A 24023-nucleotide genomic window follows, 5' to 3' on the forward strand; every position below is an offset into this window, starting at 1 on the left:
GCGCTTAAGTTGGATATTGGGGGCCAAGGCATCACTTTGGTGTCCCATCGGCGAGGATCTGGGCGAAGCCGGTGTGCGGCACGAGAACCTCGGGGATTCGGAGACTGCCGTCGTGCTGTTGGTATTGCTCAAGAATCGCCACCAGCGTCCTGCCGATGGGCAGGCCGGATCCGTTGAGTGTGGCGGCGAAGCCTCGTTTGCCTTCGCTGTCGCTGTACCGGATTCCGGCGCGGCGTGCCTGGAAGGTTGAGCAGTCGGAAACACTTGAGATCTCGCGGTAGCGCCCTTGGGTGGGGATCCATACTTCGAGGTCGTAGGTGAACTGCGCGGCGAAGCTGATGTCTCCAGCCGCCAGAGCGACGACACGGTACGCAAGTCCGAGTTCCCGAAGGCACGTTTCGGCATGGCTGAGCATGAGTTCCAGCTCCTTCGTGGAGTCGGCCGGCTCACAGATCCTCACCAGCTCGACCTTGGCGAACTCGTGCATGCGGATGAGCCCACGAGTGTCACGACCGTAGGAACCGGCTTCCGATCGAAAACATGGAGTGTGTGCCGTGATGGCGATCGGGAATTGATCGGCGCGGAGCGCTTCTCCTGCAAAGAGATTCGTGAGAGGGACCTCAGCCGTAGGGATCAGGAATAACTCTCGGTCACCCACGGAAGTCTTGAAGAGATCTTGCTCAAATTTCGGGAGCTGGCCAGTGCCGGTCATGGTCTTACGGCTAACGAGTGACGGGACAGAGTGCTCGACGTAGCCGTGGCGTCGCGTATGCAGTGTCAGGAAGTATTGTGCCAGCGCACGTTCGAGCGCAGCACCAGCTCCTTTTAGGACAGCGAACCGCGAACCTGAGAGCTTCGCTGCGGCGTTGAAGTCGAGGATCCCGAGGCGCTCACCGAGGTCGACGTGATCCAGGGGCTCGAAGTCGAACGCGGGCGGCGTTCCTTCACGGCGGATCTCGACGGCGAACTCGTCGCTGTCGCCATCAGGGCACCGGTCTTCAGGCAGGTTCGGGATCTCCAGAAGCACGTCTTGGAGTGCGGCTTCATGCCGCTCAAGCTCAGCGTCGAGCTCCTGGATCTTCGTCTTGAGCGCGCGTCCCTTTTCGGCGAGTTCTTCCGTAGGCTCGCCGGCTCGTGCAGCAGCGTTGACCGCGGCGGCGAGCTGCTTGCTTTCTGACCGGGCTGCATCTACGGCTTGGATGGATTGACTACGAGATGCGACCAGACTGCCCAGCCGTTCGATGTCGAGACTGTAGCCGCGGCGGGCAAGGCGGCGGACTGCCTCAGTGGCAGGATCGAGGAGGTGTCTCGGGTCGTGCATGTCATCTCCATCCAAATTGGTGAGCAGCCATCTAGGCTAGTACACAACGATGATCATCTAGCGGATTAATGAGAGCGCCCGCTGGCCGCCATCGATCAACTCGCACAGGCGGCCATCAGAAAGCGGAATTGCAGTCACATACGGCGCTTCAGGCAGATCGAGCGCGAGCAGTGGCCGGTCCACCATGAGCTGCATCAGCGCCGAGATCATGAGCCCGTGGCCAACGATCAGACGAGGCCCCGGTAGGTCAAGGCAACGCGAGAGCCCTTGCAAGTAACGGCCGATGGCCGTGGACCTGGCTTCGCCTCCCTCGGGGGCTGCGTGAGGGCCGGACGCGCCGAGCCAATCGCCGTACGCCATCCAGGGCCCACCATCGAACACCCCATAGTTGATCTCATTGAGGAGCGGCTCGACAACTATGTCGGTCGGGTGCTCTCCCAGCAGGAGTCCGGCCGTTTGCTGGGCGCGTGGAAACTCCGACGTGATGGTGCTGGCGATAGCTGATACCCAGCCCGACCGTGCCTTCTGCTGGCACTGCGCGATCCCCGCTGCGTCCAACAGGATCGGTTTCGCTGGATCGCTGCTGGCGATGTAGCGAGCGCTGGCGTCAGTGCGGCCATGTCGCATGAGGTAGCTGATCGTCATTCAGGCCTCCAGGCTGCCCAGGATCTGCTGGCTCGTCAAAATAGCCCCAAGGCGATCCGCGACTTGCCCGTCACTGGTATTGAGGTGGTGGCGCAGGCTGTCAGTAGCGATGACTGCTGCCCAGAGCTTGGTGGCGGCAAGCTCACTGGCCTGAAGCCGTTCCACAATGGACAGCCGCCGTCCGAAACCCTCGTCTTGGTAGAAGATGCACCAGAAGGCCCAGTCGTAGGCTACCGGGCCGATCAGGCCTCGTGGGTCGATGAAGGTCGGATGGCCTGACCCGCTGAACAGCACGTTGTCGGCGTAAAGGTCTCCGTGGAGCATGACGGTATTCGAGATCTCGACGGCGGCACGCCTACCTCGGCCAACGACGGCGTCCACGAGGCTTTCCCCGAGTACATCCGCTAGGCGTTGTGATTGGCTGACGAGCGGCAACATCCGCTCTCTGAGGTCGCGAGCCAATTCAGGCACGTGGTGCTGTGGCCTGGCGGATTTGCGGTGCAGGACCGGGAGGCGCATCGCGGTTCTGACTTCGTGGTCTGGGGGTCTGGCGGCGCCGCCTGCTGTGGAGCCGACGATCGGTAGTAGGAGTAGTCGGTCACCGTCGTTGCGTGCGGAGACCGCAGCCGCTCCCTCACCGTTCCAGTGATTCAGGGCTGCGGCTTCGCGGCGGTACCTCGCGTTTTCGGGAATGGCCTTGATGATGACGGGTTCACGTTCCGCCGTGTGTCCCTGGGCAAGAATTGAAGTCCATCCCCGGTCGTACCAGCCAGCAAGGTCGATGCCCCAGTCGATGGCCGCCTGGTGGATCACCACCGGAATCTGCTCGATCCAGTCCTTGATAGCTGGCCCGTAGAACGAAATTAGACGGTCTTGGGTCGCCTGCGGGATACCAGTCTCGTCCATGCCCGTGTAACTATCGTTTGGCATTGCGCCTCCCCGCTGGCCGTGGGTGCCGTAGTACCTCGTCTTCCAGTGCTGATGTAATGGCAGGCCATGCCATTCCGGTGACTCCAAGTCCGCGCCAGTAGGCGCATTGCGCCCTGACGACGCGGCTCAAACCCGTGCGCGCGAGGTTTGGCTCGATTGCCCTGGCAACGCCGCGCAGTGCCGCACCGGGTCCTCGATGTGCTGGGCGAATGCCGCTCATCAGCATTAGTACTGCGGTTCGGATTGCGTCGAGCAAAGGCGATTCGTAGTACGCGCACTCTTGCCCAAAGGCGGCTTCAGGCCATGCCTGGCCTGATATCGCCCACCGCAGGCGTTCAAGGCCTGAGCCGATGTCGGCGGCCATGAACGTCGGCTGCTGACTGTTCCAGAGTAAGACAGCGTCGCCTAGGCCAACTCCGTCTGCTTCGAAGAACAGGGTGATGCCGGAAACGGGCGGCCGGTGCCAGGTCTGCAAACTTCCTTGCACGGTAAGCCTTCCAGCGTGCAAACCTACCGCGGACAGGGCCGTGAACCAGCTGTCGAGCAGATCGGCGAGCTGCCGGGGATGGGCGATGCGCTGGACGTAGGAAAGGTTGGTGAACGCTGTGAGGAAGCCTTCGGCGAGGTTGCCGCTGGCGTCTCGTTCACCTGTGAACCGCACAACCGGCTGGGCGAGAAACCCTTCGCGCCAAACGATTGGGCGTGCGTCTTTGAGCCAAGGGTCGAGCGCCTGCACCGCAGAGATGGTTAGGTCGGTGTCGCGGTTCCAGCGCAACGGCAGCAGCGGGGCGCCGGTGAGCAGCCCGCTGTGCTGTAGGGATTCCCGCATGGTGCTGGCGATTTGATGCGGGCTGGGGCAGCGCCGCCGCAACGACGGCGCTGCCTTCGACCTGTGATGCATATGGATGGTGTGCTCCTCTGTTGTTACGTGCCAACGGCTGGCGAAGCGCTCTAGTAGTGCGTCGCGCAGGAGCCAGCCTTGGTTCATCGCAGAGCCGCCAGCGCCTCAAAGTGGCGAACTGGGTCGAAGCGTTGCAGGCCAACCGATTGCACCGTCTCTGGGTCGAGCCGTTCGGCTGCCAGTATTGCCAACATGAGTGCCTCGGCCGCCGCAGTATCGTCGTCTTCGCCGTAGACGGAGGCCACTGCGCCAGTGTCGTTGCATAGGGCCGCATCTGGGCACGTGCCAGGTCGCCAGGCTAAAGCGGCAACCGGCGTGCCCGCCCGGATCGCGTCGGCGAAGACGGCTGCTCCGGCTTCGATGTAGTCACGCGAGCAGGTGTAGACCATGACGCTGGCGTCGCGAAGCGCGAGTGCTTTGTCTTGCCCGCCTAGTTCTCCGGCCCATTGCACGTGTGGGGCGCGCAGGATGTCTTGGCGTCGGCGAACATAGTCTTCATCATGTATCGGCCCGACGATCCGCAGTTTGCGGCCAAGTTTCCGGGCCGCGTATGCCGCAAGGTGCGGCGCTTTCGCTTCGCAGATCCGGCCGAGCCACAGCAGGTCACGGCCGGCAACTGCGGGCAGCGGCTCCTCATCGAGTCCGATCTGGACACTGAGTTCCCGGCGTGGCTTCTGTTCGGCGTACCTGTGGGCCATTTCGGCTGAGTAGCAGTAAAGCCGACTGCGTACACCGTCGAAGGTGCCTGCCGGGTGGCTGAAATGCGGATCGTGCTGAAATGTGGCCACGTCGCATCGCAGTTGCTGCCATGTGCGGCGCCATTCTGGTAACGCTGGATACTCGTGGCCGACGATCAGCAGGTCGAGGCCGAGCCGGTCAAGCTCGTGTTCGCCGGCGTCTCCGGCCCGGAGGTCTTCGAGCCGGACATCGTTGCGGCTAAAGCCATCGGGCAGATCGTTTCGCCATCGTGGGCCGAGGAGGTGAACAGTTGCTCCCCATATCCGGGCGCCGGTTGCGGCAGCCCATAGCCACCGCTCGATGCTGCCGTATCCGCTGGGCGGAAAGAGATATGCCGACGGGTAGTCGCAGATTCCAACCTTCATCGCAGGCGTCCTTAGGCCGTAAGTTCCCGGCCAGCCACCAGGTCTTCGGTGAGCTGCGGGAATTGGGAAAGGATCGCGGTCACCTCGAGCTGCACATCGGTGTGGTCAGCGAGGCTATCTGCCATGCGCACGATTGCTTGCCACGGTGAAGCGAGTGCCTGCCCTGTCGCACTGATGAGATGGACCTCTACGTAGCCACCGAAACGAGTGTGCAGGGCACTGGCGATACGGCGGGCGGCGATGTTGTAGACCTTCCCGACGTGATATACCGGGTTCTTGCCGTTGACGCCTTCGAGATTCATCGGCCGAAGCGGTGTAATCATTCCGCAGGCGCGGTTGCCGCGGCCGACTACTCCTTCGTCGCCGGACTCGATCGAGCTGCCGGTCAGAGTCAGGTAGATCTCGTCGCGGTCGACCATGTCCCGGGCGTTGAGCCGCAGGGTGACTTTGCGTTCGGGAAGCATGCTTGCCGCGAGGGTTTCGGCGTACTGGATCACCTCAGTGCAGTTGCGGCTGTAGTCGTCGCGGCTGTGCACGAACGCGCTGATCTGCGGGACGCAGAACACGATGTCGCAGCGGTCGTCGTCGGCGAATGCCATGACCTTGACGTCGGTGCCGCACCACGGGCGGTCTTGGGTGAAGTCGCTTGGCCCGGAGAAGTCGTTGGCCAGCGCGATCACGAACGACTCGATGTCGTTGAGTGGTGCGAACGCTGTGCCCATAGAGGTGTCGTTGGCCAGAACGACTTTGCGTTCGCGGAGCTGTTCGACGGAGGTTGGTGTGAACCAGGATGTGCGCTCAGGGGTTCCAGCCGCGCCATGGACGGCGCCTGGGCTGGAATTGGAAGTGATGTTCAGCTCGACAACGTAGTGGGATCCCAGGTGCGGCAAGCGTTCGGCGAAGAACTCCGCGACTGTGCTGTTGACGATGTCATCGACGGGAATGGTTAGGTCGCCGCAGGTGCGGGTGGCTCGGCCGTTGACGAGGACCCGGACTGGATCGCCCATCGAACCGCCGCCGTAGCTGACGCGCGATGATCCGCCGAGCAGGGCGAGTTTGTCGAAGTTGTGGTGTAGCACGGCGCCGACTGCTTCGAGCGTGTGCTTGGCGTAGGCGCGGGAGAGGGCTTCGGCGAGGTGATCGGCGAGTGTGTCTGGGTGGCCGAGTCCTTTGCGCTCGATGATGGTGATGCCGGGTTCGGCGTTAGGGATTCCGGTTTCGACGGTGAGCCGTGATTCGCCTCCGGTTACGCAGTCGAGCAGGACGGATGAACGGTTGATTGTCTTCATCGTTTGTTGCCTTTCTGGAGGGTTTAGAAGACGGCCTGCGCCGCGCAGGCCGCTTGGATGACGTGAGTGATTCCGGTACGCAGAGGGATTTTCGGCTGCCAACCGAGCTGGTGCGCGGCGCGCTCGATGTCCAGGCAGACGTCGCGGACTTCTCCAGGCGCCGGCGTAACGTGGCTGGCGTTGCCTGGCCGCTGCGCGAGTATGGCGATCTCGATAAGCAGCTGGTTCAGCGAGGTCGCGGTACCTGAGCCGACGTTGATGCGCCCGTTCGCGCGGTAGGCGCAGGCGCGGACGAAGGCGTCAGCTACATCGCGCACGTGCACGAAGTCGCGCGTCTGCTCGCCGTCTCCATTGATGCGAGCCGGTTCACCAGACAGCAGACGGGTGACGAAGGCAGCCACGACGCCGTCTCCCGGTCCGCCGGAAACCGAAGGACCGTAAGCGTTTCCGATCGCCAGGCTTACGCCTGGTAGGCGGTACTCGCGAGTGAACAGCTGAAGGTAATCGTCTACTGCGGCCTTCGATACGCCATACGGGCTAGCCGCACAGTTGCGGACGGTCTCATGCAGCGCCGTTCCTCCGAAGCCAGCCTGACCATAGACACAACCACCGCTTGACGCCACGACAATGTGGCTAGCCTGAGCCGCGCAAGCGGCAGCGAAAACGTTAAGGCTGCCAACGACATTCGTGTGGGCGTCAGCAATCGGATCACGCATAGACGCGGCGACTTTGGACTGCGCTGCAAGGTGGACGACTATCGTTGGCTTCCAAGCGGCTGCTGCTCGCAGTGCCGCATGGTCACGGATGTCTGCCTCGAAGACTGTCGCCTTACGGCCCGCCTGGCGCTGCGCTTCGTCTACATTGGACCGGGTGCCAGAGCTGAAGTTATCCAGCACAGCGACATGCGGCGCCACAGCCAGAAGCTGGCGAACCACATGTCCGCCGATGAATCCCGCCCCACCTGTCACCAGGACGCGATCGGCCTTGAGGAGCGATTGAATCTCGTTGGCATCGTGAGGTTCTGCTGCGGGACGCATGTCATCCACCAGCCTTGGAACAGACGGGAAAGGCGGCGGTCGGCGCCGTCAAGGATTCATGCACCGAATCTGATAGCCGGAAAGCGGCACACGGCCAAGGCCTGCCGCATCTGCCGCACCGCCCCTGCAGGTCAATCTGCGAGTGCTGCCATGCCACCTCGTCGGCCAATTGCGGCATAAGAGCCGCTGCGTCAGCCCCACGAACATTAGGCACTCTCGCTACCGGACGACTCACGTCCAGTGGAAGCAATCGGCGGTCCATGCCCACCCCCTACGCATGTCGATATCTAGGTGGGAGGAGCACACCATCGGTCACAGGACGTAACCACCGCGTTGCTGGGACGGATCGCGGGACATCTATGGATTCCTATGACGTCCAGATGCGTCCCACGGCGATGCCCCGATGATCACTCATTTACGCCGACGGCGTTCAGCACGCCAGGTCAGTGGCTGTCGGTTGCCCGGGGTTTCCCTGATCGGCCACGGGATGGTAAAACGTCCCTATGCGTCCCACAGTGAGCGTCCTAAATGGCTAATGAACGGCTACGTGGTGCACTGACCGGGCGGGGTCTGAGTATCGCCAGGTGCGCGGAGTTGGTGGGTGTTGACCAGAAGACCGTCGAACGCTGGATAACGAAGGACCGCGTTCCGCACCGCGCGCACCGTCTCGCCGCAGCCCAATTGTTGGGCGTCGAGGAGACCTACCTGTGGCCCGGAGCCACCAACGATGCGCGGGTCCTCTCCGCGGGCCGGGCAGAGCTCGCGGACTTCTTTCCCTCTCGATCGGCCGTGCCACCGGAACTTTGGCGTTCGCTCATCGACGGTGCCGAGGATGTCGTAGATGTGCTCGTCTTCGCGGGCCAGTTCCTCCCTGAGGTCCACGACGTTTACCGCTTAGCCGAACGTGCACGGGATGGCTGCCGCGTCAGGCTCCTGCTCGGCGACCCGCGGGGGAAGGCCGCGAGAGCGAGAGGCGAGGAGGAAGGCGTCGGCCTTGGTCTCGTCCACCGCATCGTCTTGACGCTGCGCTACTACGCTCCGATCCTCGCCGTCAAAGGCATCGAGCTAAGGCTTCACGACACGACGCTCTATGCGTCTATCTACCGTTGCGATGACACGATGCTGGTCAACACTCACGCCTACGGCGCAGCCGCCGCCCAAAACCCTGTGCTGCACCTTCGCCGAGTTCCTGAGGGCCGAGTGTTCAGCCATTACTGCACAAGCTTCGACAGGGTATGGGTCAACGCCGTACCGGTTACTGATGTGGACACCGTCATCGCAAGCTTCGATAAGTTGGAAGGCTGAACTCGTTGGCACGCAAAGACTATTTTAACGATCCACACGCACCGGCCGCCAACAGCGTTGTCCCGTCAGTCGTCGCCTTCGTACGGGATGAAGAGGGACGCATTCTGATGATCCATCGAACCGACAACAACCTCTGGGCGCTGCCCGGTGGAGGGCACGACGCAGGTGAGTCGATCTCCCAGACCGTCGTCCGTGAGGTCATCGAGGAGACGGGTATTGACGTCGAGGTAACAGGGCTGATTGGCATATACACCAACCCCAATCACGTCATGGCCTATGACGACGGTGAGGTCCGGCAGCAGTTCTCGATCTGCTTCTCCGCCAAGCCAATCGGCGGCAGTCTCACGACCTCGAACGAGTCCAAAGAAGTGGTCTGGCTGGAGCCAGAACGGCTCGACGACCTCGACATCCACCCGTCAATGCGCCTGCGAATCGATCACGGCTTAGCGGGAAGTCAGAGGCCCTACATCGGCTAAATGAACAGGGACGTTTGCCATCACGTGAAGACGTCTCGAAACGCCCCTGCCGGACCGTGGCACGTCACCAGCAGCGGTCGCTAGCGTCAGAAGGCATGAATGATCTCGTCGAGCGCGCGGCCGGCCTAGCCGCCTTTCACCTCGACACCGCCGATCTCGCCAACCGCTGGGCACATGTGCAGGGCGTCGCCGCGCAGGCTTTCCGCCTCAGGGCAGCGGTTCCCGACGACGACCAGGATCTACTCATCGCGGCAGCTTGGTTGCATGACATCGGCTATGCGCCGGCCTTGGTCAAGACCGGCATGCACGCTATCGACGGTGCAATCTTTCTTGATCAGGAGGGATTCCTTCCGCGGCTCGTGGCACTTGTCGCGCACCACACTGGAGCCCGCTTCGAAGCAGCGGAGCGAGGCCTGATTCGTGAACTCGACGCCTTCGATCGTGAGGAAGGGCCTGTGCCAGACGCATTAACCACGGCTGACCTCACCGTCGGACCGACTGGCCAACCGCTAGACGTATCTGCCCGCATAGAGGAAATTCTGGTGCGTTATCCACATGGGACGGCAGTTCACCGCGCGATCAGCCGAGCCCGGTCAAGCCTTATCGTGCAAACCGAGCAAACCCACATGCGGCTCGGCCACCACGCTGAGTAAGTATTCTCAGCCTCACATGCCAAGCCGGAAGTCTTCAATCTTCTGTCGAATCAGGATCCCTGGATCGTCGCCGCTCTTTTTCGTTTCAACCATTTGAAGCAGGTCATCATCGGTCAATATTATGATCATCTTGTTGTGTAGCAACCACTGCTCTCGGTATGTATAGATCGCTGCGGCGTCTGCGCCGCGCCGCGATGCGATCATTCCGAACAGGCCAGTCCCGTGGCCTGAAAGGTAGTTTGCCAGCTGCAGTACATGGTTCTTGCCCACTAGTCCGCAGAGGTTCTTGGCATCGACAACTACAAAGTCCGCCTTGTAATGCGCTCGCATAAAGTACCAAAATCCATCTAGCGCATAATTCGGCAAGACTATGTCCCGTCGATTGACGCGCGAAGCGTTGGCACTCTCGGGAATTGGCGCCTGTAACGGCGGAGAAAAGAGATACTCAAAGATGTTTCCGCAAAGGCGTTGGTAGGCAACCCAATCAGGCCTTCCGCAGTTCATGTGCCGTAGGCGGAACTGCAGCTCGTCTGCCACCGTGCGGGTGCGTGGTTCCTCATACTGGTACCCAAAGTATCGATAAGCCTCTTCGCCGAGGCCAACGGCGTTTGCGCGATTGAGAATGACCTGCCGGTCCCACACTTGGACGTGCTGGCCTAAGAGCCCTTCCGTTTTATCTGGGGCAAGAACTCCCGGGATGGCTAGCACCAGCCAGACTTCGTGTCCCGGCCACTCACGTAGGGCAGCCGTCCGGAGTTCCACCAACTGTGCCAACAGCTCGTCCAACCGGACCTCAGTCTGCGGAACTACATGGCGCACCTCAATGATGCTTATGGTTCTGCCTTGCCGAATCATGAGGTCTGGACGCAATCGCGAGCCTAGGTTTGACTCACGCATGACCTCCACGCGTTCCTCGCGGCCGAGGATCTCAGCAATGAAGCTGACGAACTCCGCCTCGGTGAACCGCATACGGTCATCGCGCTCCATCAAAGCCCCCGATCCTCGCCGACCAATCCGTCAGTATGGCTATACGGATCCAGCTTGGAAAGGGCTTCGCCGGACGGTGGAACCGAGTCGGCGATGAAGGAGCAGTCGACTAGGTCTTTGCGTTCGACGGGCCGCAGAAGTCCGAATTGGAATGTTTTGGACGTCTTGTGGTCGGCTGATTGGCCTATCTTCTGAAAGACGATCACCGGAGAGCGCTCTCAAATCGGTACTGGGTATTGCGTTTCAGTCCCGGCCATCGAAGCCGTGGCCATCCCGCGTCCAAGACGAGCACACTTGTGAGATGGCACGGGGAGATCAGGTCGCGCGGCGGCGTTTGCGCATCTTGATGATCCTCGGCCGGCACGGCGGCGGCTTCACTGCCGCAGACCTCCAAATCCTGCTAGGGGCGACAAGCGCGGCGACGATGTACCGCGACTTAACGGCGCTTGTCCACAATGGGCTTCTGAGCCGCATCGCAGCAGAGAACGATCCGAGCCATGAGTGGCAGTATTTCATTACGGACGCAGGCGGGCACCGGCTGGCCAGGGTCATCGGATCCAACGGCAGCTCGGTTCCCGCGAACGTAAGGTTTGGAGCCGGTTCATCTGCCAACATCCTGCTGAAGCAGCTTTCCATCGCGAGCCAGAGCGGCGATGCGGGGCAGGTGGTCGAGTGGCGCTCCGGCTTAGACGCTGCTTGGTGGCTTCGCCAACACGGCGTTGATGACGTCCAGGTTGACGCTCTCGGGATCTGGGCAGAGGCCGACCTAGCAATCCGGTTCCTCGTTCTCGTGGATCACCCAAGCGATCACCTAGCGGAGAAGCTGATCGAACGCCTTGGGCGCCAAGCATCACCGTTGCCGGTTAACGCCATTCTGCTGATTTCTCCAACCCGCGGCGATGAGAAGTTCCTCCTCGACCTCATTCGCGATACTGGGCTGACCACGGTCACGGCAACGACGACTATGAGGCGTTTGTGGGGACCCGATGGTCCGATAGGACCGATCTGGTCCACACCGGACTCGACTGATTACCTTCGCCTCATTGAACTGACCAGCGTCGGGCCGGACGAGGGCAAGTAGCCCAATTTTCTTTCGTGACAAGCCGTCGTTTGACGGCCCTAGGGTTCGCCGTATCTCAAGGCGGCGTTCGTTAATCCCATCCCATCCAAAGGAGTGATCAACATGTGTTCAGCAAGCTCTACCCAACTCGCTCCGTACCTGACGCTAGGTAACTGCACATCACCGGATCCAGAAACCGCCCGGGGATCGGTTCATCTAACCGTGCGGGAGTCAGTTCGGGTGTCCGCCTTGATACGGACACCCAAGCGGACCCCCTTGGTAGCGCATCCCTGCATCAAGCGCGATCGATCGATGCTAGGCCGGTGCTCCCTAAAGACCTATTGGTCTCCCGAGAAGGTGCGTATATGACGTTAGCTAACGACAAGCTCATGCGCCTGCAAGCCACTATCACTCCCCGCGACGAACGGCTGCTTGGCTGGCTTTACGACCACGGCGTCCTGACGACCGACCAGATCGCCAAGGCCCTGTTCCCGTCGAAGGACTACGCACAGCGCAGGCTGCCTCGGCTGATGAAGCGAGGAGCTGTGGCGCGCTTCCGGCCGCAGCGCTGGGAGGGTGGCTCGTATCCGTACCACTACGTTCTTGACCAGCTCGGATACGAGCATGTCATGGGACAGCGTGGTCTTGGTATGCCAACCCGCGACAAAGCCAAGCGGCGCAAGCAAAGCCTGATATCAAGGCGAGATCTACCGCACCTGCTCGGCGCGAACCAACTCTTCATAGACCTTGCGGCCTACGAGCGAACTAACCCAGGAGTCAGCCTTGCGAGATGGTGGCCTGCGACCGCGTTCCACGGTGCTGATGCTTTCTATCGGGAAGGCAGCGACTCACGGCTTGGCATGCGGCCCAACGGTTATCCGCGTCCAGACGGGCACGGTGTGTGGGTCGAAGGGAATCTCGCCGTTCCGTTCTTCGCCGAGTATGACACTGGCACAGAACCACATTCCGTTCTGGGAGACAAGGTCGACAAGTACGAGCTGCTTTACCGCGAATCCGTCGTTTGGCAGTGGCCCGTTCTCTTCGTCTTTTCAAGCTGGCAAAGGGAATTGAACTTTCACGAGCACCTGGCTGACAGGACCAGGCGTTTATGGACTACCTTCGCCACCGCTGCAACCGATAGCCCGCAGTACCTGGACCAAACCCCAGCCGGGGCGGTATGGCACGTCGGCGGACGTCCCTCCATGCGTCGAAGGCTCATCGACCTTCCCTACATCGATCCCGAGCACGACATCGAATGGGCCCACCGGCTCGGCGTGCAGTAACGAAGCCACCGCAGGCGATTGCTTGCGGAGCCAACGCACGAAGGGAGGTGAACGAATATGCATGAACCGAACGAGATCGAGAATGGCAAGGATCCATCCATGAAATGGGATGCGCAGTTCTGGCTCCTTGGACCCGCGACGCAGTCATTGAGATCCGACTCAATGCTGGTGCTTATAGAGGAGCTGGTCGACATCCTTCGAGACGAAGGCGTCTCGGATGAAGAGGCCCTAGTCAGTGTCCGCCGCGTGGCGATGCTGCTGTCGGCGTTTGTCATTGACGCCGAGCGCTATCCGCACCAGTTGGTGTGGTGACGAACAAGTCCCGTTCGAAACGAGAGGAGCACCCCTGTGAGTAGAGCAGTTTCTCATCCACCCACCACAATTGGAGTCGCATGGCCGAGAATAAGCCGGCCCGCGACGCAGGGCGCAAGATCCCGCGACAACGCAAACCATCAAGTGAGGAGACGACCAATGAGACGTTGCCGCTTAAGGCCAAGAGGGCTAACAGGACAGAGACGGCGATCGCGAAAGCGATCGCCATCTGCGTTTCTAAGGCACCACCACTTGGCCCAGAAACGAAGGCCCGGCTCGCGGAGCTGTTGTCAGCTGCAAATCACCAAGTAAAGAAGAAGTAGAACCAGGCGTGGACGCGCAGCGAGGCGCGTCCACGCCGCCCTAGCTAGCTTCTGGGAGAAGCGCGCTCGGCAATGGCTTATAGTGCAGGATGCTCAGACGCGACACAGCTCGCGTCAGCACGACGTAGAGGCGGTGCAGCCCGCGGGGCTCAGCCTCCACGATGTGGCGCGGCTCGATGACGATGACGTGGTCGTACTCAAGGCCCTTCGCCAAAGTGGCTGGCACCACGGTGACCCGCCCCGGCTCGGGATCGTCCAGATCAGACACAGCAATGCCGGCATCTTCAAGTGAAGACCGAAGACTGCCGATCTGGTCATCAGCGGCGATGACTCCGACAGATCCGAGGTAGGTCAGAGCCTCAGCGATCTCATTGACAAGGGCAGCAGCAACATCGGGAACGGCTTGCACCATAAGGTTTCCATCGCGGCGCAGCGAGACGGCAGGCGGTACATTGACGTCGAGGGCTGGAAGCAGCCGGTTTGCCAGCGCCACAACGGCTTCGGGCACACGGAATCCGGTGGTTAGCGGAACGATCGCTGCGCCAGGTTTTCCGAGATGAGCGAGAGAGTCGCGCCAATCGGCTGCGGCCCAAGGGGTTGTGCCCTGGGCGAGGTCACCGAGCAGGGTTATAGAGCCGTGGCTCGTGCGCCGGGCGATTGCCCTGCATTGCATCGGCGACATGTCCTGAGCTTCGTCGATGACGATGTGACTCACGCTGAGCTGACGTTCCAGCAACCCGGCGACCTCGTCCAGGAGCACCAAGTCGGCGGTGCTCCACTTTGCAGAACGGGCAGTACGTGGTGGCTTCGCCCACGAAAGGGCGGTCTGCTCTTCGGGCGTTAGGAGACCTTCGGCGGCCTCGCGCAGGACATCCGCGGACGACAGCAGCTCGAACACCAGGGATTCAGGGGTGACGGCGGGCCAGCACGCGTCAAGGAACGCGGTCACCGGCTTCGATTTACCCATCTTGCGCTGCCAGCTTTCCGGCGGCGACTCACCCGAGCGCGCCTCGGCCTGACGTTGCAGCAGACTCACCACGCGGGCGCGGACGCGTTCGCGCCCAAGCAGATACGGCGGCTCCTCCCGGCGGACCTCGCCCACCAGCCGGGCGAGCACGCCCCGGTCGATGCGCCAGCGATAAGCACCATCGGAGACCTGGATCGGCTCGGCAGGTTCAATCACCCGCGACCAAAGCGCACGGTGCAAGACTGGCGCCATCCGGGGATCGTGCTTAACCGTCTGTGCGGCAACGGAATCCACACCAGCAACCGGTGTGCGGGCGATGAGGTCGTCCAACGTGGACTGCTTGATCTCCAGCTCGCCGAGGGCTGGGAGGACCGCAGCGATGTAGCCGAGGAAGGCTTGGTTCGGACCGAGGATGACCACCCCACTGCGGCGCAGCCGCTCACGGTGGACGTAGAGCAGGTACGCCGCTCGATGCAAGCCAACCGCAGTTTTTCCTGTACCAGGTGCGCCTTGCACGCAGATCGAGGTATCAAGGTCTGCGCGGACCAGCTCATCCTGCTCAGGCTGGATCGTGGCGACGATGTCGCGCATCGGCCCGACCCGGGGCCGCTCGATCTCATCGATCAGAATCTTGCTCGCGGTGCCAAGCTCTTCGCCACGATCGAGGTACTCGTCCTCGAAGCTGGTCAGGTCGCCACCGGAGTAGCCGAAGCGCCGACGGATGCGGACGTCCTGTGGGTCACGAACACTGGCCTGGTAAAACGACCGGCTCAGTGGCGCGCGCCAATCCAGGACGAGTGGCTCGCCCACGGCATCCATCACATGGCGACGGCCGATGTAGAAGCGCTCGGCCATATCAAGACGGCCGAAGAACAGTGGGGTACGGGGATCATCTGCTAGCTCCGCCACTCGACGGGCGAGAGCAGTACCTAAAGTCTCGGCGGCAAATGGATCACCGGCGATGGTCGAGCCGGCCGCATACATCAGCTCGGCATTGACGCGCATTTCATGCAGAGCCTGCCGTGAGACCGCGAGATGGGTCCGTTCGGCTTCGAGTTCTGTTTCAAGATCGGTGGGCATTGTTCTGCGGGACCTCCCAGTCTTGAGCTGACCTGGGCCGCCCGGCCACCCGCTCGCGCGAGTACCGGCAGTGCCGAGGCGCGACGAAGCCGCGCACGAACTGACCAGCCTAGCTCGCCGGGTGGGTTACTTCGACACATTTTCGTTCCAGCGGATCTCCACCGTGGCCGGGTCAAAGCCTCGGCCTTTCCTTCCCGAGGGGAGGATCCGAACAGTAACCAGCCTCTCGATGACCATGCGCTTGTGACTCAACGGAAGTTGCTCCCAGACAACTCGGGCATCCTCAGCCTCGATCAGTGGGCGAAGCGGCGACTCTACGACCGCGGCCTGAAGCTCCCGATCGATCTCAGCCAGCCGAGTGTTCGCCTTGGCCGTCGCCGATAGCAGCTGCGCTCGGTCAATGAGGCCCAGCGCCTTGTCTTCCGCAAGCTCGTTGAGGTTGCCTCGGATGGCCTTCGCCTCCGCGCGCAGCCCAGCGGTATCGACATCAGGCTTGGCGGGGACTAATAGCTCGACGGCGTCAGGCTCAGCCAACTTGGCAAGGATCACGCCCACCACGTAGTTATCCGTGTGCACCTGCGACCGAATGAGATGTGCGCTCTCGTAGCAGCGATAAGCAGGAAGCCGTGAGCCAACACGGGCCTTGACTGTCACGCGAACACTAAGGTCTTCGGGCGTGCAGATCCCGCATAGATAGATCTTGCTGCCCAGCCACTTTGGCGGGGCGCCAGGATTGATCGCGCGGCTGGGATCCGTGAGGATTCGCTGGACGGCGCGGAAGGTGTCCAACGGCACGATCGGCTCCCACGGAGCGTCTCCGATCTCCTCACCTCGATACACGAGCCGTCCTGCATTACGCGGCCGAAGAAGCACCTCCCGAAGGCCTTCAGCTCGCCAGGGTGCGCCAATGACAGTTACCAAGCCGCGCTGGCGAAGGTCGAGCGCCATCGACCGAAGCGACGCCCCCTGGATAAGGCGCTCGCTGCATTCAGCGATGATCGCCGCTTCATCAGGGCGCAAAGTTTGAGCATCATCCTCGAAGCCATACGGCCGACGCCCGCCTCCCCGCTCACCCGCAATCGCCTTGCGTTGCCGTGCTGCCGCGACACGTCGCGATGTATCACGGGAAGACTTGTTCGCCATCGCGACCATCACTCGTGCCATCGTGATGTCGGCATCGGTGGCCAGGCGTAGAGAACCCGTGACGGAGTCCACCGGCACCTTGCTCTGCCACACCACGTCGATCAGATCCTCCAAATCGCGCGGGTCACGCACAACGCGATCGAGATCAAGCGCGAGCAAGCCGTCGTGATCACCGCGCATCAACAGCGTCAGGCACTCGCGGAATCCGGGCCGGAACGTCCGCCACTCAACCCGCCCGTCGGGCAGCGTTATCTTGCGGCGCTTGAACGCCGAAACTCCGCGCACCTTGCCATCCGCGGAGGCAATGTCGTTCTCGATGATGACCCGAGTGATCGTCCAACCAAGAGCTTTGGCGTGGTCCCGAATACGCTGCTCCTGGTCAACTAGGCCCCTGCCCTGGCCGTCCTCACCAAGATCCGCCTCTCTCAGCTCTGACAGCCGGACCAAACCGATGGCATTCTGGGGTTTATGCATGTGAACTAGTGTCGCATTTTAGGGGGTACTAATCCAGGTTCCGGTAAGACCGCCGTTGGCTTGCACCGGGCGGCCTTCCTGCTCTACGCCCACCGGGAGCGGCTACGCCGCTCGGGGGTGCTGATCGTCGGGCCGAACCGCGGGTTCCTGAATTACATCGCCGCGGTGCTCCCAGCGCTAGGCGAGATCGAGGTCGAACAGTCCACTGTGGACGATCTGCTCAACCACGTCCCGGTAAAAGCGGTGGACCCACCGGAGGTCGCCTCCCTCAAACACGATCCGCGGATGGCCACCGTTCTGCGCAAAGTGTTGTGGTCACGGCTAAAACGGCCCGTTGACGCGATCGTGGTCTCCGACGGGGCATATCGCTGGCGCATCGACGAGGGCGTCCTCAAGCGTCTCATCGACGATGTCCGGCGAGAGGAAACGCCTTACCTGACCGGCCGTGAGCGGTTGCGCTCGCGCGTCGTGGCGCTCCTGCAACGTCAGGCCGAAGCACGCACAGCCGAATCGCCACCGGAAACATGGGTGCGGCGAATGGGCAAGAGCAAGCCCGTGACCGAATTCCTCGACCACGCCTGGCCACCCGTCAAGCCGGAGAAGCTGGTCGCCGAATTCCTCGCTGACCCGGCCGACGATCTGCTTACACCGCAGGAGCAGGATCTGTTGCGGCGCGCCAAATCCACACGCTGGACGGCGGCCGACACGGTGCTGATCGACGAGGTGACCGGTCTACTGGAGCGGACGCCGAGCTTCGGGCACATTGTCATCGACGAGGCACAGGACCTGTCACCGATGCAGGCACGTGCGCTCGCGAGGCGCAGTGGGCACGGGTCGCTCACAGTGCTCGGCGATCTCGCGCAGGGGACCGCTCCCTGGGCGGCGCGGGATTGGGCGGACACGTTGGCTCATCTCGACAAACGCGATGGCAAGGTCGTTCCGCTGACCACCGGTTTCCGCGTACCCGCGACGGTGCTGACCTTGGCGAACAAACTGCTGCCCGAGCTGGACGTGGTCGTTCCCGCGGCGACATCGCTGCGACGGGACGGCTCGCTGGAGGTCGAGGCGTCGGCAGATGTGGTCGGCACGGTCGCCCGGCTGCTGCTTCGTGAGGGTTCCGTGGGCGTCATCGTCCCGGATGCCCACGTCGACCGGCTCAAAGGAAAACTTCCGGACGATCCGAGGCTCGAACTAGTACCAGTAAGTCTGGTTAAAGGTCTTGAATATGACCATGTGCTGCTCTTTGAGCCGGCCGACATCGTGGCTGCCGAGGCCAAAGGGCTTAACCGCCTCTACGTCGCGCTGACCCGGGCCGTCACGAGCCTGACCGTGCTGCACACCAAACCGCTGCCGCCGGCGCTACTTTGAAGGCATGCCGAATGTCAGTCGCCGTGGCCTGATCGGTGGAGCTATCGCGGTCGGTGCGCTCAGCGCCGCCTGCGATCCCGCTCCCACGCCAAATCCTGGACCGTCCATTGTGGTCAGTCTGCCGCCCTTTGACCCGAAAGACTGGGCGAGCGTGCGGGCTCAATTCGCCTATGATCCGGCGATCGCCAATATGGCGACGTTTGTCTTCGCCAGTTCGCCGGCCACCGTGCGGGCGGCGATCGCCCGGCATCAGGCTCAGTTTGACTTCAATCCCATTGAATACCTGCACGCCAATGAGGTCCGCAACAACAACGCCGTGAAGGATGCCGCGGCCGAGTATCTTGGCGGCACCGCTCATGAGGTCATGTTGACCGATTCCACGACGATGGGCTTAGGCCTGCTCTACAACGGGATCCGGCTGTCACCCGGCGACGAGATCCTGACGACAGAACACGACTTCTACGCGACCTACGAATCGCTGCGGTGGCGAACCGCGCGCGATGGCGCAACGGTGCGGCGCGTGCGGCTTTACGAAGATCCGGCTAAGGCCAGTGTTGACGAGATCGTCAGCAATCTGGCCGCCGCGATCCGGCCCAACACCAAGGTGATCGCACTGACCTGGGTGCACTCCAGCACCGGCGTGACGTTGCCCGTCAAGGAAATCACGCGCATGGTCGCCGGACGCGCACTGGTGTGTTTGGACAGTGTGCACGGCTTCGGCGCCGAACTGTCGAACGCGGCTGACCTGGGCGTTGACTTTCTGGTGTCGGGCACTCACAAATGGCTCTTCGGTCCCCGCGGCACCGGCTTGATCTGGGGAAAGACGGTGGCCTGGCAGCAATACCTCCCGGTCATCCCGACCTTCGACTTCCAGGCGCGCGGCAACTCGGCTAGCCCTGGCGGTTACAAATCCTTTGAGTACCAATGGTCCGTGGCCGAAGCGTTCGCGTTCCACAAGAGCATCGGCCGCGACCGGATCACCGCACGCATCAAGGAACTCGCGGCCAAACTCAAGGACGGCCTGGCCGGGATCAAGGGGATCACCCTGCACACACCGCGAGCCGCCGAGCTTTCCGCGGGCATCATCTGCTGCTCGGTCGAGGGCATGCAGCCGACGACAGCCAAGAACCTGTTGTACACCAAGGGTGTCCTAGCGAGCGTCACCCCGTACAACCCCGCTTACCTGCGTTTTGGCACCAGCATGGTCAACACGGAGGCCGATGTGGAGCGAACCCTGAAGGAGGTTCGCGCGCTCGTCTGAGTTATCCACAGGGGGCAGAAGTTGGCGGGTTTGGCGCGTAGCTTGTTGGGCATGACGGCGATAGAGGTCGATCCTGCCGGGCTCACCCGCAATGCCGCTTCGGTGTGCCAGATCGCTGAAGATCTGCGTTTGGCTAGCTCTGCCTGGGCGGGAGCCGTGGACGCGCCGGCGTTTGACGTCGCCGTGTCCGCGTCCACGGTGCGTGAGGTGTGGCAAGCCGAGCTGAAGGTCTATCAAGAGGTGCTGGAGCAGTGGTGTCTGGCCACGCGCGCCGTCGCGGCTGGATACAAGACTGTTGATGCCTATGTCGCGGCCGGGATGCGGCCATGATGGATGTCAGCGAAATCCTGCGGCAGTTGCGCCGCGCCGGGGAAGCGCTGCGCACGATTGGCGACCCGCTCAGCTTCGCCCGCGTCTTCACCGAGTTGACGGGCGATCTCTTCGCTTTGCTGCGTGACCTCCCCGGCGATCCCGATGCCATTGACGCCGACGCGCTCGCCTACCGCCAGCTGGCCACCGCGCTTGATGCGACTACTACCGACCTGAGCAAGACGGCTTCGACCGGGGTTCCCTCGGTGTGGCAAGGAAAAGCGGCCGACGAGGCTCTGACCGCCTTGACCTCAGCACGCCAGCTCACCGAGGCGGCAGCTCCAGCGATGCGTTACGTGGCAACGCTTTATGAAGACTATGCCGACACCCTAAGAGCTTTGAGCAAGGACCTCAGGGGGTACCGGGAAGATCTGCACGAAGTCGCAAGGGACCTCTACGACCCGTTTGATCTCCCGCCTAACATCCGCAAAGCGATCGATGCGGTCGCCGGAGCGATCGCTGTCTTCGACAAACTCAACGCCGCTATCGCACGGCTCAACCGCGGTCTCGGCGACGTGATCGGCAAGGCACGGGCGGGTGCGGTGCGATCTCCTTACGTGAGCGCCTTCGACGCCGTCGCCTTGGCCACGGCTGGAGTCTCCGGCTTAGCCCGGCTCGACAACGGCATCCTCACCACGGCACAGCTGCAGGCGATCGCCGACAAGATGGGCGCACTGTCCGATGCCGACAGAGCCCGGCTTCAGGGTTTGCTCGACGCGGCCGGTTCCGAAGCCGAACGCGCCTATCTGCTGAAAGCGTTGGCAGCAGGGCATTCCGTGGCCGAGATCGAGGCGTTCGGCAAAGTCATTCACGGCAAGAGCCCGGCTTGGCTCGACCAGCAGCTCGGTCTCGTCGACTCAGCCGACAGCGGCAACGTCTATGTCAACGGCGCGATGCTGGAGCAGCGCGGCGACACGACTTGCGGGTCGACCGCCATCATGGTGGCCCGCGCGATGAACGATCCGCTCTACGCTTTGTGGCTAACCACTGATGACAAAGGCGGTCCGTTGTCTGACGACGCGTTCCGTGACCGGATCAAGGCGGAGCAGGACCGCATCCACGACGCGACGAACACCATCTGGCCACCCGCCCTCGGCACGACGCCGTGGGGTCTCAGTGACGAGATGAACGTGCACGCCGAATCCTTTGGCACGTCTTATGACTGGCACTTGCAGGGCAGCGGTCCGCTCAATGAGGCGGTCAGCGCGGTGGACGCGGGGCACAAGGTGCCGGTGCTCATCGGTGGTGACCTCTACCCGGAGCATTATGTTTTGCTGGTCGGCCACGAGGGCGATGAGCTGATCTTCTACAACCCGTGGGGACGAATGACCAGGATGAAGGAATCCGACTTCCTCAACGGGGATATGAGCGCCCTGTCCTTTGGCAACCTCTATGCCGTGGTGACTCCGTCATGAGGCTCGCTGCCGGGCTCGCCCTGCTGGTTCTCCTGGCGGGCTGCACGGGAAGCACTCCTTCGGCCGACCAAGCCCGGGTGGATGTGATGAAGGCGGACAGCATCCTCGCTCATGACAAAGACCCATCCGTGACGCTGGGCTCCTATCGCAACGACAACTTCCCGCCCCGCCGCAACGACGTGGTGTCCACTTTGGAATCGGCGTCTGCGGCGGATGCCCGGCGCCTCACCGCTGACACCATGCGCCTGGCCCGCGCCGGCGGCTGGACGATCTTCTACGCCAACTGCTACGCCGCGTTCGAGGCATTCGCCTACAAGGTCGCTGACGGCGTCTCTTACCATCTGCTGCTCGATGGCCGGGCTCTCACGGAGAACGGCATTTCCCGCCTCACCCTGAACCTCATCGCCCCGCAAAGCCGCGAACCGGTCTCCGATTTGGTCCCCGACCGACCGCGCGCGGTCGACACCACCAACTGCATCGAATCCGCCGGCTCGGCAGCCGGACCATCCGGCACCAAAATCGTCATCGACCGCGAAGGCCCCGACCCGAGCGGCAAACAGCCCAAGCCCCCCGGCCACCGCTAAGGCTTGCGGATGGGGACGATGACGGGGCCGAAGTCGCCTCGGATGACGCGCACGTGAGCGCGATAGTGGCGGTGCAGCAGCTCTTCGGTCAGCACGATCTCTGGCTTGCCCGAGATGACCGTCGCACCGTCAGCCAGGAGCACGAGCCGGTTGGCGTATTCGCCAGCGATCGACAGGTCGTGCATCGTCGCGAGGACGGTCAGCGCGTGGGTCTGGCGCAGTTCGTCGACGAGTTCGAGGACTTCTTGCTGGTGGCCGATGTCGAGCGCGGAGGTCGGCTCGTCGAGCAGGAGCAGCGGGGCTTGCTGAGCGAGGGCACGGGCGAGGAAGACCCGCTGGCGTTCGCCGCCTGACAGCGTTTCCAGGGCACGGGAGGCGAAGCGCGACAACGCGAGCTGGGACAGCACCCGTTCGGCGGTCGCCGCGTCTTCGGCGGATTCCCGTCCCAGCAAAGGAATGTAGGGCGTCCGTCCTAACAGGACATAGTCGAACACGCGCATGCCGCCTGGCACGACCGGCTGCTGGGCGACCGTCGCGACCAGTTGGGCCCGCTTACGGCGGGGAAGGTCCTCCGAACGAATGCCGTTGATGAGCACCGCACCGGTGTAGGGCAGCGTGCCGCCGATCGCCTTGAGCAAGGTGGACTTTCCGGCGCCGTTGGGTCCGATCACGGTCACCCACTCGCCCGCGGCCACGGTCAGGTCGATGCCGCGCAGGATTGGTGCGCCGTCCAGCGACACCTCAACCCCTTTGACGGTCAGCATTACAGGCTCACCGCCTTCGTCGTGCGCATGACGAGGATGAAGAACGGGGCGCCGAAGAACGCGGTCACCACACCGATCGGCAGTTCGCCCGGGGCGATGACGGTTCGTGCCGCGAGGTCGGCCAGGGCCAGGAACGCACCGCCGAACAACAACGACAAGGGCAGGATCTGCCGGTAGGAGCGGCCCACGACGAGGCGCACCAGGTGCGGAATGATGATGCCGACGAAGCCGATCAGCCCGGACACGGCGACGGCAGCGGCAGTGCCGAGGGAAGCCGCGCCCAGCAGGATCAGCCGGGACCGTTGCGGGTGCAGGCCCAGCGTGGCCGCCTCAGCGTCGCCCACGCTCAGCACATCGAGTTCACGGCGCAAGGCCAGCACCACGATCATCGTCACGGCGGCGTAGGGCAGAAGCGTCTTCACTTCGGCATAGCCGTGGGTGGCCAGGCGGCCGAGCAGCCAGGAGTAGACCTCCCGGATCGTGTCCACATTGCGTTGCAGCACATAGGTTTGAATCGCGGTCAGGAAACTTGAGATGGCCACGCCGGCGAGGATTAGGTTGCGCGTCGCACCGAGCAGATAGGTCGAGATGACGGCGATCAGCGCGCCCGCGAACGCGGCGATCGGGACGAGGGAGTCGTCCGCACGCATCGCGATGGCTGTCGTCGCGCCCACGCCGGCTCCTGCGGCAGTACCCAATAAATAGGGGTCTGCAAGGGGGTTTCGGAAGACTCCCTGGAAGCAACCGCCTGCTAACGCCAGCATTGATCCCGCCAAGAGTCCTAAAAGGACTCTGGGCAGGCGGATCTGAGTGACAATCGCCGCTTCGCGTGGGTTGAGGTTGTTGTCGAGGCCGAGCAGCTCAAGTGCGACGTCTTTGAGGGGCAAGGAAACGGGGCCGAGCGCCACGCCAAGGACGAGGGCGGCCAAGACGGCGGCCACCCCCGCCCCCAGCCACCAGAAGCTAAGGCGCG

General features: G+C 62.6%; 22 protein-coding genes and 1 pseudogene. 11 read left to right on the top strand and 12 right to left on the bottom strand.

The window, feature by feature from the left end; genetic code table 11:
* Nucleotides 1–31: 31 nt before the first annotated feature.
* The 7 genes from serS to A3E1_RS0119235 form a co-directional block, all read right to left on the bottom strand.
* Nucleotides 32–1321, bottom strand: coding sequence for a serine--tRNA ligase (gene serS, locus A3E1_RS0119205; RefSeq protein WP_020522419.1), 1290 nt, complete (start codon nt 1319–1321; stop codon nt 32–34).
* A 57-nt stretch (nt 1322–1378) separates the two neighbouring features.
* Nucleotides 1379–1966, bottom strand: coding sequence for a histidine phosphatase family protein (locus A3E1_RS41035; RefSeq protein WP_020522420.1), 588 nt, complete (start codon nt 1964–1966; stop codon nt 1379–1381).
* Nucleotides 1967–2896, bottom strand: coding sequence for an aminoglycoside phosphotransferase family protein (locus tag A3E1_RS0119215; protein WP_026208601.1), 930 nt, complete (start codon nt 2894–2896; stop codon nt 1967–1969).
* Complete coding sequence (locus A3E1_RS41040; RefSeq protein WP_157631613.1) at nt 2883–3797, bottom strand: hypothetical protein; 915 nt, start codon at nt 3795–3797, stop codon at nt 2883–2885. The genes A3E1_RS0119215 and A3E1_RS41040 overlap by 14 nt, the downstream gene beginning before the upstream one ends.
* 83 nt (nt 3798–3880) lie before the next feature.
* Nucleotides 3881–4900 (bottom strand): glycosyltransferase, encoded by a 1020-nt coding sequence (locus A3E1_RS0119225; protein WP_026208602.1) that lies wholly within the window; start codon nt 4898–4900, stop codon nt 3881–3883.
* An 11-nt stretch (nt 4901–4911) separates the two neighbouring features.
* The gene (locus A3E1_RS0119230) at nt 4912–6189 is read right to left on the bottom strand and encodes a methionine adenosyltransferase (RefSeq protein ID WP_020522423.1); all 1278 of its coding nucleotides are present in this window, start codon (nt 6187–6189) and stop codon (nt 4912–4914) included.
* 23 nt (nt 6190–6212) lie between these two features.
* Entirely contained in the window at nt 6213–7226 is a 1014-nt protein-coding gene (locus A3E1_RS0119235; protein WP_020522424.1) for an SDR family NAD(P)-dependent oxidoreductase, read from the bottom strand.
* 597 nt (nt 7227–7823) lie between these two features.
* Between A3E1_RS0119235 and A3E1_RS41045 the strand changes: the two genes are divergently transcribed.
* The 3 genes from A3E1_RS41045 (at nt 7824) to A3E1_RS0119250 (ending at nt 9660) form a co-directional block, all read left to right on the top strand.
* Complete coding sequence (locus tag A3E1_RS41045; protein ID WP_020522425.1) at nt 7824–8531, top strand: DUF5919 domain-containing protein; 708 nt, start codon at nt 7824–7826, stop codon at nt 8529–8531.
* Between the two features lie 5 nt (nt 8532–8536).
* Entirely contained in the window at nt 8537–9007 is a 471-nt protein-coding gene (locus A3E1_RS0119245; protein WP_020522426.1) for an NUDIX hydrolase, read from the top strand.
* Between the two features lie 95 nt (nt 9008–9102).
* Nucleotides 9103–9660, top strand: coding sequence for an HD domain-containing protein (locus A3E1_RS0119250; protein WP_020522427.1), 558 nt, complete (start codon nt 9103–9105; stop codon nt 9658–9660).
* Between the two features lie 12 nt (nt 9661–9672).
* Here A3E1_RS0119250 and A3E1_RS41050 read toward each other — a convergent pair whose 3' ends face one another.
* Nucleotides 9673–10647: a hypothetical protein gene (locus tag A3E1_RS41050; protein ID WP_020522428.1), complete on the bottom strand. Its 975-nt coding sequence runs from the start codon at nt 10645–10647 to the stop codon at nt 9673–9675.
* A gap of 301 nt (nt 10648–10948) precedes the next feature.
* Here A3E1_RS41050 and A3E1_RS0119265 point away from each other — a divergent pair, with 301 nt between their 5' ends.
* From A3E1_RS0119265 to A3E1_RS0119275, 3 genes are all read left to right on the top strand, one after another.
* Nucleotides 10949–11728: a hypothetical protein gene (locus A3E1_RS0119265; protein ID WP_020522430.1), complete on the top strand. Its 780-nt coding sequence runs from the start codon at nt 10949–10951 to the stop codon at nt 11726–11728.
* A 344-nt stretch (nt 11729–12072) separates the two neighbouring features.
* Nucleotides 12073–12990: a replication-relaxation family protein gene (locus A3E1_RS0119270; RefSeq protein ID WP_020522431.1), complete on the top strand. Its 918-nt coding sequence runs from the start codon at nt 12073–12075 to the stop codon at nt 12988–12990.
* Nucleotides 12991–13047: 57 nt separating this feature from the next.
* Complete coding sequence (locus tag A3E1_RS0119275; RefSeq protein WP_020522432.1) at nt 13048–13302, top strand: hypothetical protein; 255 nt, start codon at nt 13048–13050, stop codon at nt 13300–13302.
* 363 nt (nt 13303–13665) lie between these two features.
* On the opposite strand, the gene A3E1_RS0119285 is transcribed toward A3E1_RS0119275, so the two are convergent.
* Both A3E1_RS0119285 and A3E1_RS46220 read right to left on the bottom strand, forming a co-directional pair.
* On the bottom strand, nt 13666–15672 hold the full coding sequence (locus A3E1_RS0119285) for a HelD family protein (RefSeq protein WP_020522434.1): 2007 nt from the start codon (nt 15670–15672) through the stop codon (nt 13666–13668).
* Nucleotides 15673–15798: 126 nt separating this feature from the next.
* Nucleotides 15799–17289 (bottom strand): recombinase family protein, encoded by a 1491-nt coding sequence (locus A3E1_RS46220; RefSeq protein WP_020522435.1) that lies wholly within the window; start codon nt 17287–17289, stop codon nt 15799–15801.
* 33 nt (nt 17290–17322) lie between these two features.
* Between A3E1_RS46220 and A3E1_RS41055 the strand changes: the two are divergent.
* The 5 genes and pseudogenes from A3E1_RS41055 to A3E1_RS0119315 form a co-directional block, all read left to right on the top strand.
* Nucleotides 17323–18657: pseudogene (locus A3E1_RS41055) on the top strand (HelD family protein); the annotation flags it as partial.
* A gap of 4 nt (nt 18658–18661) precedes the next feature.
* Nucleotides 18662–19918: an aminotransferase class V-fold PLP-dependent enzyme gene (locus A3E1_RS0119300; RefSeq protein WP_020522437.1), complete on the top strand. Its 1257-nt coding sequence runs from the start codon at nt 18662–18664 to the stop codon at nt 19916–19918.
* A 51-nt stretch (nt 19919–19969) separates the two neighbouring features.
* Nucleotides 19970–20248 (top strand): hypothetical protein, encoded by a 279-nt coding sequence (locus A3E1_RS0119305; RefSeq protein ID WP_020522438.1) that lies wholly within the window; start codon nt 19970–19972, stop codon nt 20246–20248.
* A complete protein-coding gene (locus A3E1_RS44915; protein ID WP_157631614.1) occupies nt 20245–21702 on the top strand; it encodes a hypothetical protein in 1458 nt (485 codons plus the stop codon). The genes A3E1_RS0119305 and A3E1_RS44915 overlap by 4 nt, the downstream gene beginning before the upstream one ends.
* The gene (locus A3E1_RS0119315; protein ID WP_020522440.1) at nt 21699–22286 is read left to right on the top strand and encodes a hypothetical protein; all 588 of its coding nucleotides are present in this window, start codon (nt 21699–21701) and stop codon (nt 22284–22286) included. The genes A3E1_RS44915 and A3E1_RS0119315 overlap by 4 nt, the downstream gene beginning before the upstream one ends.
* Here A3E1_RS0119315 and A3E1_RS0119320 read toward each other — a convergent pair.
* Nucleotides 22283–23050 (bottom strand): ABC transporter ATP-binding protein, encoded by a 768-nt coding sequence (locus tag A3E1_RS0119320; protein WP_020522441.1) that lies wholly within the window; start codon nt 23048–23050, stop codon nt 22283–22285. The genes A3E1_RS0119315 and A3E1_RS0119320 overlap by 4 nt on opposite strands.
* A complete protein-coding gene (locus A3E1_RS0119325) occupies nt 23050–23991 on the bottom strand; it encodes a FecCD family ABC transporter permease (protein WP_020522442.1) in 942 nt (313 codons plus the stop codon). The genes A3E1_RS0119320 and A3E1_RS0119325 overlap by 1 nt, the downstream gene beginning before the upstream one ends.
* Nucleotides 23992–24023: the final 32 nt, after the last annotated feature.

This window comes from Catelliglobosispora koreensis DSM 44566 (assembly GCF_000379685.1).
Taxonomy (GTDB): Bacteria; Actinomycetota; Actinomycetes; order Mycobacteriales; family Micromonosporaceae; genus Catelliglobosispora; species Catelliglobosispora koreensis.

Excerpts from the sequence above, each read along its gene's own strand:
- A3E1_RS44915 (WP_157631614.1), top strand. The coding sequence starts at position 20,245 with ATGATGGATGTCAGCGAAATCCTGCGGCAGTTGCGCCGCGCCGGGGAA.
- A3E1_RS0119305 (WP_020522438.1), top strand. The coding sequence starts at position 19,970 with ATGACGGCGATAGAGGTCGATCCTGCCGGGCTCACCCGCAATGCCGCT.
- A3E1_RS0119275 (WP_020522432.1), top strand. The coding sequence starts at position 13,048 with ATGCATGAACCGAACGAGATCGAGAATGGCAAGGATCCATCCATGAAA.
- A3E1_RS41040 (WP_157631613.1), bottom strand. The coding sequence starts at position 3,797 with ATGCATCACAGGTCGAAGGCAGCGCCGTCGTTGCGGCGGCGCTGCCCC.
- A3E1_RS0119315 (WP_020522440.1), top strand. The coding sequence starts at position 21,699 with ATGAGGCTCGCTGCCGGGCTCGCCCTGCTGGTTCTCCTGGCGGGCTGC.
- A3E1_RS0119235 (WP_020522424.1), bottom strand. The coding sequence starts at position 7,226 with ATGCGTCCCGCAGCAGAACCTCACGATGCCAACGAGATTCAATCGCTC.
- A3E1_RS0119270 (WP_020522431.1), top strand. The coding sequence starts at position 12,073 with ATGACGTTAGCTAACGACAAGCTCATGCGCCTGCAAGCCACTATCACT.
- A3E1_RS46220 (WP_020522435.1), bottom strand. The coding sequence starts at position 17,289 with ATGCATAAACCCCAGAATGCCATCGGTTTGGTCCGGCTGTCAGAGCTG.
- A3E1_RS0119320 (WP_020522441.1), bottom strand. The coding sequence starts at position 23,050 with ATGCTGACCGTCAAAGGGGTTGAGGTGTCGCTGGACGGCGCACCAATC.
- A3E1_RS0119230 (WP_020522423.1), bottom strand. The coding sequence starts at position 6,189 with ATGAAGACAATCAACCGTTCATCCGTCCTGCTCGACTGCGTAACCGGA.
- A3E1_RS0119215 (WP_026208601.1), bottom strand. The coding sequence starts at position 2,896 with ATGCCAAACGATAGTTACACGGGCATGGACGAGACTGGTATCCCGCAG.
- A3E1_RS0119300 (WP_020522437.1), top strand. The coding sequence starts at position 18,662 with ATGCCGAATGTCAGTCGCCGTGGCCTGATCGGTGGAGCTATCGCGGTC.
- A3E1_RS0119285 (WP_020522434.1), bottom strand. The coding sequence starts at position 15,672 with ATGCCCACCGATCTTGAAACAGAACTCGAAGCCGAACGGACCCATCTC.
- A3E1_RS41035 (WP_020522420.1), bottom strand. The coding sequence starts at position 1,966 with ATGACGATCAGCTACCTCATGCGACATGGCCGCACTGACGCCAGCGCT.
- A3E1_RS0119225 (WP_026208602.1), bottom strand. The coding sequence starts at position 4,900 with ATGAAGGTTGGAATCTGCGACTACCCGTCGGCATATCTCTTTCCGCCC.
- serS (WP_020522419.1), bottom strand. The coding sequence starts at position 1,321 with ATGCACGACCCGAGACACCTCCTCGATCCTGCCACTGAGGCAGTCCGC.
- A3E1_RS0119250 (WP_020522427.1), top strand. The coding sequence starts at position 9,103 with ATGAATGATCTCGTCGAGCGCGCGGCCGGCCTAGCCGCCTTTCACCTC.
- A3E1_RS0119265 (WP_020522430.1), top strand. The coding sequence starts at position 10,949 with ATGGCACGGGGAGATCAGGTCGCGCGGCGGCGTTTGCGCATCTTGATG.
- A3E1_RS41050 (WP_020522428.1), bottom strand. The coding sequence starts at position 10,647 with ATGGAGCGCGATGACCGTATGCGGTTCACCGAGGCGGAGTTCGTCAGC.